At 41.0% G+C, this 18,890-nt stretch carries 24 protein-coding genes; 18 read left to right on the top strand and 6 right to left on the bottom strand.

What is annotated here, in order from left to right; genetic code table 11:
• Window positions 1-88: 88 nt before the first annotated feature.
• Window positions 89-1,351 carry an MFS transporter gene (locus ACFPZG_RS02805; protein ID WP_283733218.1) on the bottom strand — a complete coding sequence of 421 codons (1,263 nt, stop codon included), beginning with the start codon at window positions 1,349-1,351 and terminating at the stop codon, window positions 89-91.
• Between the two features lie 136 nt (window positions 1,352-1,487).
• On the opposite strand from ACFPZG_RS02805, the gene ACFPZG_RS02800 reads away from it, so the two are divergent.
• The 5 genes from ACFPZG_RS02800 (at window position 1,488) to ACFPZG_RS02780 (ending at window position 4,737) form a co-directional block, all read left to right on the top strand.
• Window positions 1,488-2,771 carry a helix-turn-helix domain-containing protein gene (locus tag ACFPZG_RS02800; RefSeq protein WP_283733217.1) on the top strand — a complete coding sequence of 428 codons (1,284 nt, stop codon included), beginning with the start codon at window positions 1,488-1,490 and terminating at the stop codon, window positions 2,769-2,771.
• Between the two features lie 31 nt (window positions 2,772-2,802).
• On the top strand, window positions 2,803-3,090 hold the full coding sequence (locus ACFPZG_RS02795) for a YciI family protein (protein ID WP_283733216.1): 288 nt from the start codon (window positions 2,803-2,805) through the stop codon (window positions 3,088-3,090).
• An 85-nt stretch (window positions 3,091-3,175) separates the two neighbouring features.
• Complete coding sequence (locus ACFPZG_RS02790; RefSeq protein ID WP_283733215.1) at window positions 3,176-3,499, top strand: ArsR/SmtB family transcription factor; 324 nt, start codon at window positions 3,176-3,178, stop codon at window positions 3,497-3,499.
• Window positions 3,483-4,181 (top strand): SRPBCC domain-containing protein, encoded by a 699-nt coding sequence (locus tag ACFPZG_RS02785; RefSeq protein WP_317941379.1) that lies wholly within the window; start codon window positions 3,483-3,485, stop codon window positions 4,179-4,181. The genes ACFPZG_RS02790 and ACFPZG_RS02785 overlap by 17 nt, the downstream gene beginning before the upstream one ends.
• A gap of 28 nt (window positions 4,182-4,209) precedes the next feature.
• Complete coding sequence (locus ACFPZG_RS02780; protein WP_283733211.1) at window positions 4,210-4,737, top strand: HAD-IIIA family hydrolase; 528 nt, start codon at window positions 4,210-4,212, stop codon at window positions 4,735-4,737.
• Window positions 4,738-4,838: 101 nt separating this feature from the next.
• On the opposite strand, the gene ACFPZG_RS02775 is transcribed toward ACFPZG_RS02780, so the two are convergent.
• Window positions 4,839-5,555, bottom strand: a complete 717-nt coding sequence (locus tag ACFPZG_RS02775) for a dihydropteridine reductase (RefSeq protein ID WP_283733210.1) — start codon at window positions 5,553-5,555, stop codon at window positions 4,839-4,841.
• 139 nt (window positions 5,556-5,694) lie between these two features.
• Window positions 5,695-6,450: a class I SAM-dependent methyltransferase gene (locus ACFPZG_RS02770; protein ID WP_381426398.1), complete on the bottom strand. Its 756-nt coding sequence runs from the start codon at window positions 6,448-6,450 to the stop codon at window positions 5,695-5,697.
• Between the two features lie 105 nt (window positions 6,451-6,555).
• Between ACFPZG_RS02770 and ACFPZG_RS02765 the strand changes: the two genes are divergently transcribed.
• The 9 genes from ACFPZG_RS02765 (at window position 6,556) to ACFPZG_RS02725 (ending at window position 13,636) form a co-directional block, all read left to right on the top strand.
• Window positions 6,556-7,416 carry a phosphotransferase gene (locus tag ACFPZG_RS02765; RefSeq protein WP_283733208.1) on the top strand — a complete coding sequence of 287 codons (861 nt, stop codon included), beginning with the start codon at window positions 6,556-6,558 and terminating at the stop codon, window positions 7,414-7,416.
• A 284-nt stretch (window positions 7,417-7,700) separates the two neighbouring features.
• Window positions 7,701-8,684, top strand: coding sequence for a phosphotransferase enzyme family protein (locus tag ACFPZG_RS02760; RefSeq protein ID WP_317941378.1), 984 nt, complete (start codon window positions 7,701-7,703; stop codon window positions 8,682-8,684).
• A 2-nt stretch (window positions 8,685-8,686) separates the two neighbouring features.
• On the top strand, window positions 8,687-9,220 hold the full coding sequence (locus tag ACFPZG_RS02755) for a DinB family protein (protein ID WP_283733205.1): 534 nt from the start codon (window positions 8,687-8,689) through the stop codon (window positions 9,218-9,220).
• Window positions 9,221-9,286: 66 nt separating this feature from the next.
• Complete coding sequence (locus ACFPZG_RS02750; protein WP_283733204.1) at window positions 9,287-9,814, top strand: GrpB family protein; 528 nt, start codon at window positions 9,287-9,289, stop codon at window positions 9,812-9,814.
• Entirely contained in the window at window positions 9,765-11,138 is a 1,374-nt protein-coding gene (locus ACFPZG_RS02745) for an acyl-CoA thioesterase/bile acid-CoA:amino acid N-acyltransferase family protein (protein WP_381426393.1), read from the top strand. The genes ACFPZG_RS02750 and ACFPZG_RS02745 overlap by 50 nt, the downstream gene beginning before the upstream one ends.
• Window positions 11,131-11,973 carry a CPBP family intramembrane glutamic endopeptidase gene (locus ACFPZG_RS02740; RefSeq protein ID WP_317941376.1) on the top strand — a complete coding sequence of 281 codons (843 nt, stop codon included), beginning with the start codon at window positions 11,131-11,133 and terminating at the stop codon, window positions 11,971-11,973. The genes ACFPZG_RS02745 and ACFPZG_RS02740 overlap by 8 nt, the downstream gene beginning before the upstream one ends.
• A 34-nt stretch (window positions 11,974-12,007) precedes the next feature.
• Window positions 12,008-12,568: a P-loop NTPase family protein gene (locus ACFPZG_RS02735; protein WP_283733199.1), complete on the top strand. Its 561-nt coding sequence runs from the start codon at window positions 12,008-12,010 to the stop codon at window positions 12,566-12,568.
• On the top strand, window positions 12,522-12,869 hold the full coding sequence (locus tag ACFPZG_RS02730) for a DUF6176 family protein (RefSeq protein ID WP_283733198.1): 348 nt from the start codon (window positions 12,522-12,524) through the stop codon (window positions 12,867-12,869). Before ACFPZG_RS02735 ends, ACFPZG_RS02730 begins: the two co-directional genes overlap by 47 nt.
• Window positions 12,866-13,636 carry a class I SAM-dependent methyltransferase gene (locus tag ACFPZG_RS02725; protein WP_317941375.1) on the top strand — a complete coding sequence of 257 codons (771 nt, stop codon included), beginning with the start codon at window positions 12,866-12,868 and terminating at the stop codon, window positions 13,634-13,636. The genes ACFPZG_RS02730 and ACFPZG_RS02725 overlap by 4 nt, the downstream gene beginning before the upstream one ends.
• Before the next feature lie 51 nt (window positions 13,637-13,687).
• Here the strand turns inward: ACFPZG_RS02725 and ACFPZG_RS02720 are convergent, their stop codons facing one another.
• Window positions 13,688-13,861, bottom strand: a complete 174-nt coding sequence (locus ACFPZG_RS02720) for a hypothetical protein (protein WP_283733196.1) — start codon at window positions 13,859-13,861, stop codon at window positions 13,688-13,690.
• Between the two features lie 73 nt (window positions 13,862-13,934).
• A complete protein-coding gene (locus ACFPZG_RS02715) occupies window positions 13,935-14,387 on the bottom strand; it encodes an SRPBCC family protein (protein ID WP_283733195.1) in 453 nt (150 codons plus the stop codon).
• Between the two features lie 115 nt (window positions 14,388-14,502).
• Here ACFPZG_RS02715 and ACFPZG_RS02710 point away from each other — a divergent pair, with 115 nt between their 5' ends.
• Window positions 14,503-15,381, top strand: coding sequence for an RpnC/YadD family protein (locus tag ACFPZG_RS02710; protein WP_317941374.1), 879 nt, complete (start codon window positions 14,503-14,505; stop codon window positions 15,379-15,381).
• Window positions 15,382-15,500: 119 nt separating this feature from the next.
• On the opposite strand, the gene ACFPZG_RS02705 is transcribed toward ACFPZG_RS02710, so the two are convergent.
• Window positions 15,501-16,067 carry a uracil-DNA glycosylase gene (locus ACFPZG_RS02705; protein WP_283733194.1) on the bottom strand — a complete coding sequence of 189 codons (567 nt, stop codon included), beginning with the start codon at window positions 16,065-16,067 and terminating at the stop codon, window positions 15,501-15,503.
• Between the two features lie 154 nt (window positions 16,068-16,221).
• Between ACFPZG_RS02705 and ACFPZG_RS02700 the strand changes: the two genes are divergently transcribed.
• The 3 genes from ACFPZG_RS02700 to ACFPZG_RS02690 all read left to right on the top strand — a co-directional run bounded on the left by ACFPZG_RS02700 (window position 16,222) and on the right by ACFPZG_RS02690 (window position 18,889).
• Entirely contained in the window at window positions 16,222-17,841 is a 1,620-nt protein-coding gene (locus ACFPZG_RS02700; protein WP_283733193.1) for an S-layer homology domain-containing protein, read from the top strand.
• A 126-nt stretch (window positions 17,842-17,967) separates the two neighbouring features.
• Entirely contained in the window at window positions 17,968-18,255 is a 288-nt protein-coding gene (locus ACFPZG_RS02695) for a hypothetical protein (protein WP_317941373.1), read from the top strand.
• A gap of 106 nt (window positions 18,256-18,361) precedes the next feature.
• Entirely contained in the window at window positions 18,362-18,889 is a 528-nt protein-coding gene (locus tag ACFPZG_RS02690; protein ID WP_283733191.1) for an isochorismatase family protein, read from the top strand.
• The last annotated feature ends 1 nt before the right edge of the window (window position 18,890 follow it).

Genomic DNA, 18,890 nt, shown 5'->3' with positions numbered 1-18,890 from the left:
CTGAGCGGTGATAAAGTGCCGCTGAGCGGTGATAAACCCACCTTAAGCGGTGATAACCGATTTCCACACACGCTTAGGTTTCCATTTTTCATTCCACTGCAACTGCCGCATCCCCCGCGTTAGCCTTTTTACCCGAAACCTTCTCAATTCTACGCAGATCTGGGTCAATCAGGAAGAAAAGTGATAGAAGCAGCACCCATATGCCAGCTCCGATGAATAACTGGTTGACGGGGATGCCCCACTCTGCGATAACCCCACCCGCGATGGCGAATCCCGGCATGAGAAAAGTGGCGATTGCGCCATTCAACGTATAGACCCGACCCCTGAATTTATCCTCTACTAATACGATTAGTAAAGAGTTATATAAAACACCATATACAGTCATCAGTGTATTCATCACCACGTATAGCGCAATGCCAACATAAAGGGCCGATGTAACACCCATATACATGAACGCAACCGCTGCAACCGACATGGAAGTGAACATGACAATGGAAGGTTTAGCAAAGGAAGTAACTTTATCCGCAACGAGCCCAATTAATATTCCACCAACAGCGGCGAAAGCACCGAACAAGCCAAATTGAAATGCGTTTCCTTCATAATGATCTGTAATCAATACGACCACCAAAGCCCCTGCTATCGTTGTCGCATTCATTAAAGAGGCTAAGATTGACAACTTTAAGATAGGGCGATTATTCCGCAAAACGGCCCAGCCATCTTTGAATTCGGAGAGCATGGATGGCTTTTTCGTAGGAGCAGCTTCAGATTCTTCTTCATCCCGGGCCAACGAAATATTAATTACGAAGATCAATAAGATGCTCGCGATAATGTACACCCCCGAATGCAACAGCATTACGCCAACAAACCCCATGATGGTAATCAATACACCGCTAATCCCCTGCCCAATTAAGTATGACGTCTCACTTGTGGAAGATATATAACCGTTCACTTTAACAATCCTGTCGACGCCAACAATCCGCGGCAACAGTTTATTTTTTGCCGGGCCAATGAATGTCATGCAAATATTGTGAACGATGAGCGCCACGTAGATTGCAAAAGCAACACCATCCAGCCAAAACAGGTAGGCGAGTGTCAATAGAACCCCGACTGACACCATGATGATATACCCGATTTGCATGGAAGACTTCGGTTCTTTTCGGTCGACAAGAACACCGATGAATGGTGCGATGAAAACGGCCGTCAATGCACTGACAGCGGTCACTAACGCTGAAGAGAGCGGCGACTGCGTAATATCGTACATATACCACATAATAGAAATGGTGAAAATACTGTCTGCAAGCACCGTCAAAAATTGGTTAGTCACAATCAATGACATATTTCTCTTAATCAATTCTCCCAACTCCCTGTGTTTAATATATTGAACATACCATGTTATGGAACCAAATTCAATATATTAAACAAAATTGTTTTAGTTATTGAACAATGCTATGATTAAGGTAATAAAACATGGTAAAGGGTGAAGTCAATTGACCCATGTAGGAGAAAATATTAGACGCATACGGACTGCTAAAAATATGACAATCTCTGACGTTGCAAACGAGCACGTCTCCAGAGGGATGATCAGTTTAATAGAAAATGGGAAAACGCAGCCTTCGATTGAGCGATTGCAGCATATTGCCAGGCAATTAGATGTAGATATTTCCGAACTGGTAGAGGAAGTGCCACGTGAAAAGATGAAGAGTACATTGAAACAGGCGATTGAGCTATGGCAACAACCGGGAATCCAGCCGAAAGTAGATGCAGCCACTTTACTCAGCCCAATCTTAGAGAAGGAACCTTCTGGCTACGAGGCTGCGAGGATGTATGAGATCTACGCAAGAATCCTTTACCACTTGTATGTTTTGGCGATTGACCAATACAACGAAATAGAAGAGAACGATTGGGAGGTTTTCATAGGAGAAGCGATCAATTTATACCGCGATTTGCAGATGGATTGGCGTGTAATCGAATGTCAGGGGTTTTTGGCGGATATCCAGTTTGACAAGGCAAATTACTTTGGAACCGTAGAGATTATTGACCAAGCGCTGGAAGAATTGTCAGTGATGGATAGTCTGGAGACGAAATCAATGTATATCAAGTTGCTGGGGACAAAAGCAATTGCATTGGTATCATTGGGTCAGTACGGAGAAGCGCATAAGCAGTTGGATGACGCAATCCATTTTGCGCGTGAGCAGTTGGTAATGGATCAGTATTACAATTTGCTGAATTTAAGAAGCTTTTTTTATTACGATAGCCAACAGCCAGAGAAAGCGCGAGAGTATGTTGAAGGGTGCTCGTTATTTGTCCAGTTGATCAAACATGAAAGCCTTTCGTTTGATTTTGAATTGAATCAGGTGTTCAGGGAGGAGTTCTATGAAAAGGATTATTTGAAAGCCCTTGCGATTGCTGAACAGCTGATTGGCAAAATTGAAGCCTCAGTCAAGTTCCCGAAAGAAGTCAAGGGTGAATTTATTACAATGCCTAAAAGTTTGCTGGCAAGAGTGCTGACAAGATTGGAACGATATGAGGAGGCACTATCTTTATTTGAAGAAAATCCGATTATCCTTCCTGAACGCATCCAACTAAATCCGATTGATGCTGCGCTGAGGGTTTTATCGAACAGCTATGAAGCACTTTGCCACTATCACTTAGGCAACCCGAAAAAGGCTGAGGAACTTGCAAGATCCACTGTAGAACAGTTACACAATATGCCTCATTCTTCCCTTTATCATTTCGGACGCGAGGTATTATCCAAGGTGATGTCGAAGTAGAATGGTAACGAATGAAGAGGGGGGTACTTGTATGAAAGTTGTCATCCATTTCACGACAGGGAAAGCATGGAAAGAGGGCAAGCCGCATTGGGAACAAGGGCTTGTCCCGCATCGAGAGTATGTGAAGGAAGAAGCATTGGCGAAAGGGATTTTGATTGCGGGCGGGCCGTTCATGGATCACACAGGGGGATTGATCATTCTGGAAGTTGATAGTCCGGAAGAGGCTAAGCACTTTGCTGACAATGATCCCGCGGTGATTGAGGAGAAATTTGAAGCAACAATCTATCCGTGGGAGCCGTTGGAAGGAATTTTTAATTAATAGTCTGATTTTTGTTGACATTCAGATGTGCGATTTGTTATGTTCTATTTATAACCAAATGGTTATATGACATGGAGGCTTTGACATGACGGATATTTATCGGGCAATTGCAGACCCCACACGAAGAAAAATACTAACTTTATTGTCGTTACATGAATATACGCAGTCCCAATTGGTTGATCGATTTACCATTTCGCAGCCCGCCTTGAAGAAGCATCTTGCGATTTTAGTGGAAGAGGATTTGGTAGCGGAGAGGAAAGAGGGGAGGTATCGTGTTTATAGTTTAAAAAGGGACAATTTCAAGGATCAGTACGAAAAGCTTCAACAGGAAATCGGAAGCGTATTGGACGGCAAGTTGATGAAATTGAAAGCATATTTGGAGGGAGAAAGCGATGGAGAAAGTCATTGATTCGGTAAAACGGGAGATTTTTGTGAAAGCATCGCCAGAAAAGGTGTGGAATGCGCTCACTGTACCTGAAGAACGAAATCGGTGGGAAACGCGGAACTGCGAACTTGATATCCGTGTTGGGGGGACAGTTAGCCTCGATTATGGCTGGGGTGTCAGCTATGTCTGCGCAGTTGTTGAGATTGAGGAAAATCGGAAGCTTGTTCTTAAAGGAGAAGATGAGGGGCTGACCACTTGGACAATTACACCGCAAGATGGGGGATCTGTTGTGGCGATTGAATATACAGGTATCTGGTCAGGCGATTTCGAAATGATGCAAGCGGATAATATGGCGTTTGGCACGTATCAATTCATGAGAAACTTGAAAAGTGTATATGAAGGGAAAGATGATTTGCGCTCCCGTTTTTGGAGAAGTTGGATTGGCGTTTTGCATCGGACGAATCCAAGCGGCATTCCTGGGGTGAAAGTGGTCAAAGTTCAACCGAATACGCCAGCAGACGGGCTAATTAATGATGGTGACATTATAACGAATGTCAATGGTATCCAAACTGACTCATATGATGAATTGGAAATCATCGTTTCGGAAACGGAGCCTGATAAACCAATTACGCTTACTGTAATGAGGGATGGCCAACAACTTGAGGTGGAGCTGATGACCGTTCCTTATGGGCAGACGGTACAGTGAGTAATGGAAATCACAGGGAGTAGATAAAATGGATAATTTACAAGCAGTCTTTATCGACCGTGATGGAACAATCGGGGGTACCGGACATTTCATTCATCCAAGAGATTTCACTCCCTATCCCTTCACCGAAGAAGCCCTAAAGCTCTTGAAGGCATATGGCATCAGGACATTCGCCTGTACAAACCAGCATAGGATCAGCAAAGGGGAGGCGGGTCTTGAAGATTTCGTTAATGAATTCAAGATATTTGGTTTTGAAGATGCATTCATATGCCCCCACGGCTCCTCGGAAGGATGCGAGTGCCGTAAACCAAGTCCAGGATTGCTTCGTGAGGCTGCCGAAAAGCATAGGTTAGATTTAACAAAAACAGCTTTCATCGGCGATGTCGGGTCAACTGATATGTTAGCTGCTGACGCAGTCGGCGCGAAGAAAATCCTCGTTCTGACTGGGTGGGGTGAGGGGTCATTAACCCAATATCGGCATAAATGGGCTGACATAGAGCCGGATTATATCGCTGAAAATCTGTTGGATGCTGTGAAATGGCTGCTTCATAAATGAAGAAAGTTAATGGATCCGAATAAGCAAAAACAGGTGCAAATCCATGTCATGGAAATGCACCTGTTATTTTATTTACCAATTATCAACTTCATTCTTCCAGCTTAATTCGTCAATTCAAAGGACAAGAAATCAGGAAGTTGTCGTTCACGCTTATCGAGCATAATCTGTTCCGGCTTAATGCCCTGCTCGCGCAGTACTGCAATGTTCTGTACGAGGAATTCATCGCTGCCGACAATATAGAAGAGTCCATCTTTATCTGCAGTAAGATTTTTAACTTCATCATAATAGTCTTTACGGTTATCGACGAACTGGGATGTGAACTTCTTGTCAGGTGCAGACTCAAAAATATCAGGGAATAGGAAATCCTTCGATGAATCGATGTTCAATGAATGGATTTGATTGACGTTGTCTGCACGTTCGAAATAGTCAAGTACAAGCGGTCTGAATGTAGCCAGGCCGACACCTGACGACAATAGGTAAACATTATTATCTTCTCTTTTAAGCGGTACATTCGAATGAGTTTTAAATAATGCAACCTCATCACCGACTTTATGATTTCTTAAAGTCATTTTAAACTCAGAACCTATCTTTCTGATTCGTGTTGTGATCCCAATCGAATTTTCATTCGGTAAAGTAGAAATTGACATATGGCGAATCAGGCCACGATTTGGCTTCTCTCCTGCATTAAAACCTTTCAGCGCGAAGTGAGTGTGAGAACCTTCTTCCCAGGTAAAGCCTTCCGGACAGTCAAGCAGGTACGTTTTCACCTCAGACGTTTCATCAATGATCTTATTTATTTTAGTCCAATATATTTGCACTATAATCCCCCTCACATCATTAAATGCATCAATACTATACAATATACCACGAATGATTATCATTCTCAATTAAGGGAGTTTTTACTTTCGGATAATTTATGTGAATTGAATTTTGGACAAATAAAAAAAGGGTATTCGATTACCCTTTCTTTACACATTTTATAATTAAAGTAGTCGGTATCATCTTCGCCTTCTCAAACGAGTACCACCGGTTTACATGCCTTTCCCGATCCTCCTCCGTCAATGATACGTCCTCGATGATCTTCTCGATTTCAAATCCACACTCAATCAATGTATTTATATATGTACTCACCCTGTACTGCTGCATGATCGCAGGCGCATGCCAAGCTTCATGATCATATGCCCCTTCTTCGTGATAGGATTTATTGAAATGAAGTTCTTCACCCTCCCAGCTTGCTCGGCTGTGCAATGGATGCTCCCAGCTGAAAACGAAAATGCCACCCGGTTTCAAATAGTCATGGACATTAGTGAGTGTTTGACGCAAATCGCTCGTCCAACCTAACGCATAAATGGAATAGACGATATCAAAATACGTAAAAGGAATTCCGGGGTTTTCCTCCATTGGCGATTCAAATAAATGGACAGGCGCCTTGCTGTCCTTAAGCAATTCCTTCGCCGTTTCAATTTGTGTCTTTGAAAGATCGACTCCCCATAACTCCGCGGTACTTCGTCGATCCATATATTGCAAAGAATGCCCGCTACCGCATCCGATATCCAATACCTTCATGCCAGACACATCACCAAGTAAATTCAATTCATCTTCCCGCGGCGCAAGCGGCCCATATTCAGGCAAAGGATTTCGCCCGAAAAACCGCGGTGCCACCTCATCCCAACTTTTTTTATTCAATACTAGTGATTCATTTCTCAAAATCATCCCTCCATGGGAATGTATATTCGACATTGAAATCTTATTCTCCTTTATTTGAAATAAAGGACATTGCTTCGTGCAAGGAGAATTCATATTAAGAATGGGGGAGATATGGTGAATACGATTGCTGAATTACGAATCAAAGGATTTATTGGAAGCGAAGCAGAAATCAAACAATTGACGAGCGGAACAACTGATGGACAGGTTTATGCAGTTTTAGAAAACGGCAGTCCTTCTTGCATTATAAAATACGATCACCCGACTAATATCGGGATTGTCGCACGATTTCTTGAATCGTATAAGGGTATTGGGATGTTACCTAATCTTTATGATGTCGATTCGGATAAGAAATATTTTCTCTATGAATATATTGAAGGGACAACGCATTTCAATCGTGGAAAGAAAGCGGATTGGATGAAGCTTCTCGTTGAAGGGATGTTCAACCATTATGAAAAATGCAATCCACAAGCACCGTGGGGCAGGGTAGGTGGGACGCCTCGGCAATCCTGGTTCGAGTTCAACAGAATAAGCTTGGAATATGCGTATGAAAATGTCGGGAATCTGCTGCCCGGTGATGATTATTTGCGAATGAAAGAATTAGCAGAGCGACTTGCAACGAATGAAATTAAGGAAGAAAAATATTACCTACATGGGGACACGGGTGTCCATAACTTTGTGTTTCATCAAAATCAACTGGTCGGCGTGATTGATCCTGACCCATTGATTGGTCCCTTAATTTATGATTTTACATACGCATTTTGTTCTTCTCCGGATGATTTAGATATGGAGACGTTGCTTGCTTCATTTGCTTTATTGAAAAACGTGCGGATGGATACGCAACGATTAATCGAAGAAGTTGTTTTTCAGCTTTATACGCGGATCGGAATTTGTAAAAAAGCGCATCCTCATGATTTAGAGGAGTATTTGCAGGCGTGGGAGTATTGGAAACGGAAATTGAAAGAGAATAATTAAATTTTGAAAAATCCATTTACTATTATCTGAATGTAGAGTAGAATGCAAGTAGTTGGGAAATTCTTGTAAAAGGAAGGTGATATCATGAGTCGGTTTTTAAATTCATACGAGAACAATAAGATTCACGATGTCCAATTATGTAACTTCCTTTGGCGATGAGATATGACTTTCATTCATCCAAGACTATCGTAGATCGATAGTCTTTTTTTCATCCGTAAAAGACTGGATAATTGGCTCGTTATCCTGACATCTTTGTTCTCACAATCATAGGAGGAAGAGAATAGATGATGAAATTGTCCATTATGAGAGACTTTCTTGAGTCTGGTGCAAGTGAGGAACTCGTTCATAGTTTGTTGGAAAACTGGGGATTTGAACAGGACTCGGTCCAGTTTTTGAGGGCGAGCAGTAATTTCGTTTTTGTATTTGAAAGAAACGGTGAGAAATACATTTTACGGGTAACTCCAAACGGTAATCGAAATAAGCTGATGGAGGAAGTTTCCCTTTTATCTTTCTTGTCGATGAACGAGGTTAGAGTAAACATGCCTGTCCAATCGAAGCATGGCAATATGGTTGAAGAAGCGAAGAGTGACTTCGGAATTTTCCAGGCTGTGGTATTCCGCTTTCTGTCCGGAACCCAATATGAAATTGAAGAACTATCGGAAAGGCAATTGTACTTATGGGGAGAAGCTTTAGGAAATCTCCACAGTTGCTCAAAGCAATTTTTAAATACGAATACGCACAGTGTGAGAAATGATACAGTTCAACAACTTGCCGAATTAAATAGCTCTTTGCCTCAAAGTGAAAGCTTGGCGCGAAGGGAACTTGAAGCGATAAAAACACGGTTAATGACTCTTGAAATTAATCAAGACAATTATGGAATCATTCACTTTGACTTTGAACTCGATAATCTAATTTGGGATGGCGACAATGTTCAAATTATTGACTTTGAGAGCAGTGTCGGACATTGGTACACAGCGGATATAGCATTTGCCTTACGTGATTTATTTGAAGGGAATGTTGATTTTTCAAATAAATCTTTTCAACTTTATCTTGAAGGTTATAGAAGTAAAATGCATGTAACAGATGGAGAAATCAATGTGATTCCTATGTTTTTAAGGTTGCATGAATTAATTACTTTTGCTAGTTTGCTTCGAATAGTTGATGTTGAAAACGATTTGAATAATCCTCAATGGGTTACTGCGTTACGTAAAAAGTTACAATCTAAAATAGATGATTATAGAGATGGGTTAAAGCGGAGGGGGAAATGATAATGGGTAATCAAGAATTATACGTAATTGATCAAAAAGATGGCTTAAGCTTGGAGTTTAGCAAATTGGCAACCATGATGGAATATACGAGGATGACAACATTGGCCGAAGTGAAAGATCTAACAGTGAACCAATTGGATTTCCTCATTAACGACGAGGCCAACTCCATCGGCATGCTTTTAGCCCATCTGGTGTCAGTTGAAAAAGCATATCAAATCGATACATTTGAAAACCGAGATTTCACGGATGAGGATATCCAACTACTGAATCCTGCACTGGATCTTGGAGATGCTGCAAGGGAACAAATTAAAGGGAATCCAATTGAGTACTACCTTGAAGAGCTTGAACAAACGAGAAAAAAGACAATCGACACTTTTGGGACATTGCCGGATTCGTGGCTATTCGAACAATCCCCATTTTGGTATGGGAAGCCTACAAATAATTACTTCAAATGGTTCCATGTGTTTGAGGACGAATTGAATCACCGCGGGCAAATTCGCGTGATTAAGAAGTTGATGAGTACTTCAGAAAAATAAGTGCGAAACAATTTTTGGACCAACAATTATGCCAATCTGTTGGTCCTTTTTTTGGGGGGGTGCGAATTGCGAAAAGTTGAAGTTGTACCATTTTCGGAAGGCTGGGTGCTTGATTTCGAAAAGGAAGCGGCTAAATTGCATGAGATATTTGGTGCGGAAATAATCGAAATTCACCATATCGGCAGCACATCGGTACCCGGATTGTCAGCAAAGCCGATCATCGACATTATGCCTGTTGTGAAGGATATTTTGAAAGTGGATTGGTATAACGACAGTATGGCAACGATTGGCTATGAAGCGAAAGGTGAGAATGGCATTCCGGGGCGCCGCTATTTCCAAAAAGGAGGGGATGAGCGAACGCATCATGTCCATATTTACGGTGAAGGTTCATTGGAAATCGATCGTCATCTTGCATTTCGTGACTTTCTTCGCGTGCATCCAGAGAGGGCAAGGGTCTATGGGAACCTGAAAGAAAAGCTATCAATGCGATTTCCGTATGATATTGAATCGTACATAAAAGGAAAAGAGCAGCTTGCATCAGAGATTGAACGGGAAGCAATCGTTTGGTATAGGAAAACGATGGGGAAGGGATGAAACGTTGATGGAAAAGCCTCAATTACAGATCCACATGGAATCACCGTTGCTTGATAGGCCAGTTAGTATACGAGTGACAGGACTAAGTGGTGGACAGAATGTGACCTTGAGATTTCAACGGAAGTCATATTGGGGAAGTACGATTTATTCTATGGAATCCCATGGGACATATATGGCGGATGAAGAAGGCGTCGTTGATTTACAGCAAATTTCCCCAATAGAGGGTACATATAAAGGCATCGATGGAATGGGACTGTTTTGGTCTTTGCGGATAAAACATACAGAAGAAAACTCCAAGGAAGTCTTTACTAAACTACAACCTCAATCCCTAACAATCTTGCTCGAGAATGATGGAAAGGTGATCGACACGAAAATCATTACTCGCAAGTGGATCGATGATGACGTGATAAGAACCCCGGTAAATGAAAAAGGGGTGGTAGGAACATTTTTTCATGTTGACAATACCTCGCCAAGACCTACGATTATCGTCGTCGGAGGATCGGAAGGTGGGATTTATGAGTTTCCTGCTGCTTTATTAGCCTCCCGCGGATTCAACGTACTTGCTTTAGGATATTGGGGACAAGACCCCCTTCCTAAACAACTTGTCGAAATACCACTTGAGTATGTAGAAGGGGCAATTCTTTGGCTGAAGAATAGACCGGAAGTTGCCGAGGGGTGGTTAGGGATGCATGGAACGTCTAAGGGAGGAGAACTTGCTTTACTAGCAGCAACCTACTTTGAAGACATCAAAGCTGTCGTTTCATTAAGCGGTTCGCCTGTAGTTTGCTGCGGAATCGTTCCATGGACGAATCAAAAAGAATTGCCTCCTTCATGGACCTATGAAGGTAAAGCAATCCCTTATGCCCGCCCAGACAATTCAGTTGAAATTTCGAATACATGTAGAACTATGCGGCAAGCAGGGGAGAATCCGCTTCGCATCTGGTACGACTATCTAACTTCCGACCCTCAAATAACAGAACAGGCAACCATTCCCGTTGAAAAGATAAAAGGCTCAATTTTGTTGATTTCCGGAACGGATGATGCTTGTTTCGATTCTGTCAGGTTGAATGAGAAGGCGATGGAAAGGCTTCGGAAGTACAATTTTAAGAATGAATACAATCATCTTGTATACGAAGGCGCGGGGCATGAGATTGGTATTCCTTTCATTCCTGTATCCGCCAGTCCCTTCACCGGCGGGAATAAATATGATATCGCCCGGGCAAGCAGGGATTCATGGGAAAAGACGTTGGATTTCTTTTGGATGGGTATCCCTGAGCATAAAATAAAATATGATCAGGTAAGCGGGGGCTGGGGTAATGAATAATAATCGTGCTGTATTCTTCTTTATCATTTTAACTATTTTACTAACTTTTAGTTCAGCTACATTGTTTTATTATTTTGAGTTGGATATGTTATCACCATTCCTTATGTTGATTCCGTTAATAACAGGATTATTTATTCAAAAAGCAGTGTTGAAACGACCTATATTTGGTCATTCGGGCTTGGGTTTTCGATTAGGTAAAAAAAGGTTTTTGATTTGGGCTCCTTTGTTTAGCTTCTTGTTTATGGTCATTGTGTATGGCATTTCATTTGTACTTAATCCCAGTCTGTTTTCGATTGATCAAGCAAATACAGTAATTCAAGATTTGGTTACATATAAAGTGGGCTCTTCGCTATTGATGAATATTCTTATAGCTGCGCTTTTACAATTATTATTAGCACCGATATTAAATATTCTAATTTTCATAGGTGAAGAAGTAGGCTGGCGGGGATTCTTGTATCCGAACTTAGTGTCCATGTACGGAAAAAAAGGTCTTATCTATGGCGGCATCATTTGGGGAGTTTGGCATGCTCCGATGATATACTTTTACGATTTGAATTTCGGGAAGAATCATCATTTAGGCTTGGTTTTCATGACAATCTTTTGCATTTTAGCTGGTATTATTCTTCAATACGTTTTCGAAAAAAGTAAATCCATATACTCGGTTGCTTTAATGCACGGTATGTTAAATATTTCTGGAACGTTTATTTTTTACTTTTCAGTAACGGAGGAACACAGATATTTCATTGACGGTGGAACGGGAATTGTCGGTCTGCTAATTTTATTGCCCATCGCTATTATGTGTTATCGCCGATTTCCGGTGAATCAAAAGATTTGATTAGTAAAGCCTTTTTAGAAACGGAATGTGGAAAATGAAAATCTTCATCATGGGTATCGTTGCGAGCGGGAAAACAACATACGCGAAGGAGTTGTCAAAGCAAATGGGTTTGCCCTTTGTTGAATTGGATACGGTCGTATACCATAACGTGGATGGCATTCGGGTGAAGCGAACGCCTCAAGAGCAAGTGCAAGTTATTCACCAAATGAATGCAAAAGGATGCTGGATTGCGGAAGGTGTATACCGTCCGTCCTATCATCTTCTTTTGGATTTGGCTGACATTATCATTTGGCTTGACCCGCCATTATGGAAACGGAAATACCGGATTTTGAGCAGGCATATGAAGCAAGTGATTGGTGTGGAAGAATGTGCGTATGAACCGGATTTTCAAATGCTACGGAATATGTATAAATGGACGAAGCAGTTTGAAGGAAAACGTGGAGAGCTTGACGGGCTCCTTCAACCTTATTTGGATAAGTTGATAGTTGTAAGGGATGACCCTGCAAAAAATCAATTGATTGCAAGCAGTATATTAGGGGGAATGCATCATGAATATAGAGCTGACAAGATTTCGGGTAAAGAGCGGGAAATCTGAGCGGGTTGACGAGTGGCTAACGTTTTTAAGAGAAAATATGAAGGCTGTTCTTGTAACGTTAGAGGGTGAAAGAATGTATGTAGAGACTATTTTTCGTGAAAACTTAAACGGTGAGGAATTTTTGTATTGGTATTCTGTCCAAGGTGAGGGTGGACAAGAGGTAGAGCAATCGGACCATTGGTTAGACAAGAAGCATATGGAGTTCTGGAATGAATGTATCGATGAAACATTTCCCCCAGTTGACTTGAAGACAGAGGTTGTTATGATACCTGAAAAAGTAAGAAATGTGATGAAAGAATGAGTCATAACATATTTGAAAAAAACCTCGAAAAGTACGCAGACCCTGAAATGTATGATCATTTGTATGACAGATATCAAAAGGACTTGAACATCATTTTGAAATGGGCAGAAAAAGATCAAACAATAATTGAATTGGCATGTGGTACGGGCAGATTGACGATTCCGATGGCTCAGCGCGGATTCCAAATGATTGGAGTTGACTTGCACGAAGGCATGTTGGCACGAGCGAGACAAAAAGCTGAAGAGCAAGGGATAGCAATCGATTTTGTACAGCAAGATTGCACGGAATTGAACTTGCCTGTGAAAAGTTCGCTTGCTTTTATGACAGGAAATTCCTTTCAACATTTTCTAACGAATGAAGCGCAGGATGCTTTATTCCAATCTGTCCGCAAGCACCTAAAGGATGGAGGCATCTTCATTTTCGATACGCGAAATCCAGTATTAAAGGAACTCTCTGTAGTTGATGAGTACGAGGATAAGTACGTTGATAAAAACGGCAAACAAGTAATTGAAAGCCATCGTGATGGGTATGACCATTTGACACAAATCTTGGATTGCCGGACGCATCGTCGGTTTTATAGAGACAGTACATTAATAGCAGAGGAGCAAGATGGCATTTCTCTCCGTTATTCATTTCCAAAAGAAATGGAACGACTCATAGCTGCGAATGGATTTGATATTGTACATATATTTGGAGATTGGGATGGGGATGAATTGCATGCGAATAGTGTTTCGATGGTATATGTATGCAGAATAAAAACGGTATAAATCTAATAAATCCTGCGGGAGATGACGTCCCGCAGGATTGTTAATCATAGTTCAATAATATTTATCTTTCTCCGACTTCTGGCGATCATTCTGCGTCATCGGCTCATGCTTCGGTTTCAAGTTGCCAAGCTCGGCCAATTCCATTGAAATCTCTTCTTTTACTTCTTGTCGATTCCCCGGTGTTTTTGGGTTTGTGTATAAATTGCTGTGTGCACCTTGTTTCATTATGAAAACCTCCCATATCAAATTTACATTCTTAATATGGTCAAGTTTATTCGTTTTGATGTACTTATCGTTTTTACTTGCTTTCAGCTATCCTCTTCAATTCATTCGCACGATTGGCAATAAACCTCGTCATGTAATTCTCCAAAAATAGCCTGTCTGCCATTATTCCTAAAAAGCCAAGAGGGGATTTGTATGAAAACGTATCTTTCATAATTGTTCCCTCACCACTTTCTACAAATTCATGTATGTGTATAAATGAATGGAAAGCGCCTTTCACCATAACATCAGTGAAACTATGAGGATCATTCATCTCGATAATCTTTGCTGTTAACTTTTGTTTTATTCCAAAATGAACGGCTTCCCAAGTAACCGTATCGCCCTTTTCCATTAATCCAGTCGTAACACCGCCAATTGCTCTTTCCTTCGTATCTGCTGTTGTTTCTGTGTGGACATCCACATTTCTGGCAAGATCAAAACAGGTTTGGATCGGCGCGTTAATATGAATTTCGTGTTTGATGGTTGGCATGGTTCACATTCCTTACCTTAGGAGCTTAGTTGTACTGATCCTAGGGAGATATTTTCTAATAAGTGTGATAACATGGATGCGAAAGAGTTGTCAGAAAATTAATGGGGGTGTATTTGTGATTGTTCATTCAGTAGTGTTGGAGGAACAAGCATCTTATATAAAACACGACAAATTGTTCAAGGAGCTAATCCATACATTCTTTGAAGAGTTTCTTGAAGTATTTTTCCCAGATGCTCATAAAGAGATAGATTTCAGTTCAATTCAACCCATTTCTGAAGAGGTACATTCTGATTTGATCAAGGGGAATACTCGGAGGCTTGATATTGTCATAGAGACGAAGTTGAAAAAGGAAGATGCTGTCGTCATTGTGCACGTGGAACCGCAGAATAGCAAGCAAGAAGATTTCAATAGTCGCATGTTCCAGTACTACAGTTTGCTATACAATACTTATCGCAAACCTATTTTGCCAATTGCGGTTTTTAGTTATCCTCAAGATTGGGAAAAACGAGAGTTCATGATATCATTTTCTTCATTTGAAGTTTTACGTTTCCAGTATAAAACATTGCACTTAAAAAAGAAAAACTGGCGTGAATTTGTTCATTCCAACAACCCGGCCGCCGCAGCACTTCTTAGTAAAATGGGATATGATGAAAAAGAGAAAGTATCTGTCAAATTGGAATTTTTGAGGATGATGGCAAACATGGAACTCGATGAAGCGAGACAACGGCTTCTTTACGGCTTTTTTGAAACATATTTGAAATTAACTGAAGAAGAGGAGGAACAGCTAATGGGTGAAATTAAGCAATCCCCGGAAGCAGAAAAGCTTTTGGAGTTACCAGTATCCTATGAGGAACGTGGGATTCGGAAAGGGATCGAGCAAGGGGTTGTAAAAGTCGCGAAGGAAATGTTGCGCAAAGGTATGGAGATAGAACTGATTGTCGAATTGACCGGTCTCTCGTCAGAAGCCATCAAAGAATTAAGCAAAAAAATATAAAAATGAGTACCGGAAACTACATAGTTTCCAGGCACTCTTTTTTTTCGCTTCATTCAATAGCACTAATGTTGCTTCTTATTGTGTGTCCTTTCCACATAATCGAAGATGCTTATGTGCATCTACAACCGTGTCGCTACAAGTGATAGATCCTCCACCAACAACTTATATAAATTTGGCCGACGTCTGACAGCGAGCGGGTGATAAGCGACGGTTGTTTGATAGCCTTTCACCTCATGCCAGCTACCCCGCAAGCCTTTTACATCGACCTCGTTGTTTTCAAAGAATGATTGCACTGCGACATTGCCTAAACAAATGATGAGTTTTGGTTTTTGGAGGTTAAGCTGTTCATCCAAATGACGATGCATGCAAATCTCACGGGTAACCTCTTTATCGTATTTTTTAATGGGCCTTCTTTTTATAATATATGTAACGTAAATCTGTTCTTTATCCAAACCGACTTCATGAACGGCTTGTTGCAATGCATGCCTCGTGCCGCACACATATGCATTTCCTTCGCGGTCTTCCCTCGCTCCGGGATTGTCTAAAATCACCATAATTGGTGCCTTTGGATTCCCTTCTCCCCAAACCATACGTGTCCCTTGCTTATAAAGTCCGCAATCCTCGCAATTCTTTTGGCTCTCAGGCGTAGGATCCTCCGGCCAAATTTCCGGGCAAAATGATGTCATTTTAATCATCCTCCTGATAGCTTAAAGTACCCTTTGTTGGAAAAACCATTCATGGAAGCAGATTGGCTGAAACTAACATTGCTAATTAGTTTGAAAGCTATATAATAGGATAGAAAATCTATGTAAAATACATCGGTAGAAAGAGGAAAACATCTTGAAGAAAATCAGCATCTTAGCCGTCTCTCTTTTACTGTTTTTGTCAGGATTCACATCAACAAACGTAGTACATGCAGACACAGTGCTGCCTTTTAATACAACTGTCTCAGGGAGTATTTCGGAACAAGCTCCAATGGACGCGTATACAGTAATTGTCCCGAAAGCAGGGACGTTGACGATTACTGTGAAGGCGTATTTTTCTGCTGCATTAATGGAGCTTCGTGATTCCAATAATGAGCTCGTTGGCCATTATGAAGGAGTGTATAATGGTCGTCCGGAAAACCCGACTACTCTTAATAAAGAAATTAACGTCGAACCGGGTGTTTATACTTTATTTATCAAAGATGCTAATAAAACAAGTTTCGGGAACTATGATGTGAGTGTTTCATTTGAACCGGCAAATAATATTGAAATCGAGCCAAATCAGACATTTACTGAGGCCATGCCGATTAATGTGAATGGGGAACGGATTAGAGGGTTTATCAGCTGGAATGATACTGCAGACTTTTACAAAGTTGAATTGGATGAACCGGGTCGTTTGGAAATTGATATTGACTCAAAAATGATGAATGGAATCGTCTATCTATATGACTCCAAAGGCGAAATGATTTCTTGGGATAGTTTGGGATTCTATCAAGAATTACCATTACTTTGGAACTCGCATACAGATCTCGAAACGGACACTTACTATATTAGTATAAAAGGAAATGACTATTATCAAGGTATTTATGAAATGGACGTCTCTTTCATTCCAGCGAACAATGATGAGATCGAGCCGAATAATAGTAGGGAATCAGCAACCCCAATCGAAGTAAACGACAACAAGATCCATACCGGATTTTTAAGTTATACGGATAAAGAGGATTATTATCGGATTGAAATGAAGTACGATGGCTACATGACGATTGGCTTTTCATCCGAATTTAGTGGGTATAGTTTGATGAAAGAAAGAAGTATTTCGTATGATTCACATTTAAGCAGTGGAGCCATTGGGAAACCTGAAAAGTCATCTAAAAGAGTTGAACTTAAGAAAGGTACGTATTATTTCATTCCTTATGCGCAAGTGATTTGGCAAGGTGGAGTTTATACAATGTCCTTCAAGGCTGAACCTGCGTTCAAAGATATGGCGGGAAGGTACACTCCAGCAGTAACGTACTTAGCAGACAAGGAAGTTGCAAAGGGGATTTCGGGAAGCGAATTTGGAGTCCAGGATAATATTAAACGGGTAGACGCGGCAATTTGGCTTGCTAACATAATGAAACTGAATCAGTCAGATTCCCGTCCAACGCCATATGTCGACGTTCCGGAAAGAGCTTGGGGCGCAGTGAATGCGTTGAAACGAAAAAACATCGTAAACGGAAAATCGTCGACCCACTTCGGTGCAAATGACACGATGACTCGCGGTGAAATGGCTTTGTTGATCCAACGGGCATATGAATTATCAGGCAATGGTGTGAAGCTTCCTTTCACCGATGTTTCATCACGCTATGCAGAAGCGGTTAAGGCTTTGATGAAACATAATATTACGCAAGGGAAATCGGCGGATAAGTTTGGAACCGATGCGGCCATCACACGTGGCGAAATGGCATTGTTTTTATATCGTGCGGATTCGAAGTGATAATGGAAAGAGTGGTCCTCGGACTGCTCTTTTTTGTGTGTGAAGAAGGAGAACCAGCATAGAATGGAGAAGGATAAGGGAACAGCCTATGCAGCCTATGAGCCAAAGTAGTTTAGGAGTGTTAAAATGAAAAAAAGGTACTGGTTTGGCGGTCTATTAGTGTTAATCGTCTTCATTGCTATCCTAACGAATCCGTCGGAAGAAAAATACTTGCAGTTTAGCAAAGAACGTTATGGGGATATAGAGGCACCTGTCGAGATGAAAATTGAGAGAATCAATTTCGTGTTGTTTACTGCTTATACCCCAACCTATCACTGGGATCATGGGATCACACATATAGGAGCATTCGGCACATTCTTTCAAGTGTCAGATGGTCAATATGATTATCCGTTTTGGTTGGAATTTTTTAATTAAAGGAAAGGTCTTCATATGCAAAGAGGCACCCTTCTATTTTTATTATATTAAATAAGTGTGAATTATTATGGGTATAGAAGCTAAATTTGATAAAGGAGAGGATTGTATGGAAGCTTTATTAGTAATTGATGTGCAAAATGGCATTATCGAATTCGGTGATTTTAATAATGAATTGAACTTAATTACAAATATCATTGAAGACTTTAAAGCGAAAGGGAAGCCTATAATTTTCATCCGACATTTTGATGATATGGAGGAGAGTCCGCTTTACAAAGGCTCCGTAGGTTCTGAATTGCACTCTTCCATTAAAGAATTTGCAGAAGTTGTGGTAGAAAAGCAGACACCAAGTTCATTTTTCAAAACCGAATTGGCAGATGTGTTAGGGGAGTTGGAAGTGGATCATGTATTCATTACCGGCTTCAATACTGAATTTTGCTGTATGTTCACAGCAATTTCCGCATTTGACCGTGGTTACAAGGTGACATTCATTGAGGACGCAACAGGGACTGTAAATACAGATGAAACGTATGAGATGCCTAACCTGGATATTAGGGATTTTGTCGGGACAGTGCTGTATTGGTCGGATGTAATTGAAGTACTGGATTATGAGGAGTATGTAGAAGAGTACAAGTAAG

The organism is Sporosarcina thermotolerans (assembly GCF_042658975.1).
GTDB classification, from domain to species: Bacteria; Bacillota; Bacilli; order Bacillales_A; family Planococcaceae; genus Sporosarcina; species Sporosarcina thermotolerans.
Note: the sequence above shows the minus strand (reverse complement) of the source record. Positions and strands in the feature narration are given on the sequence as shown.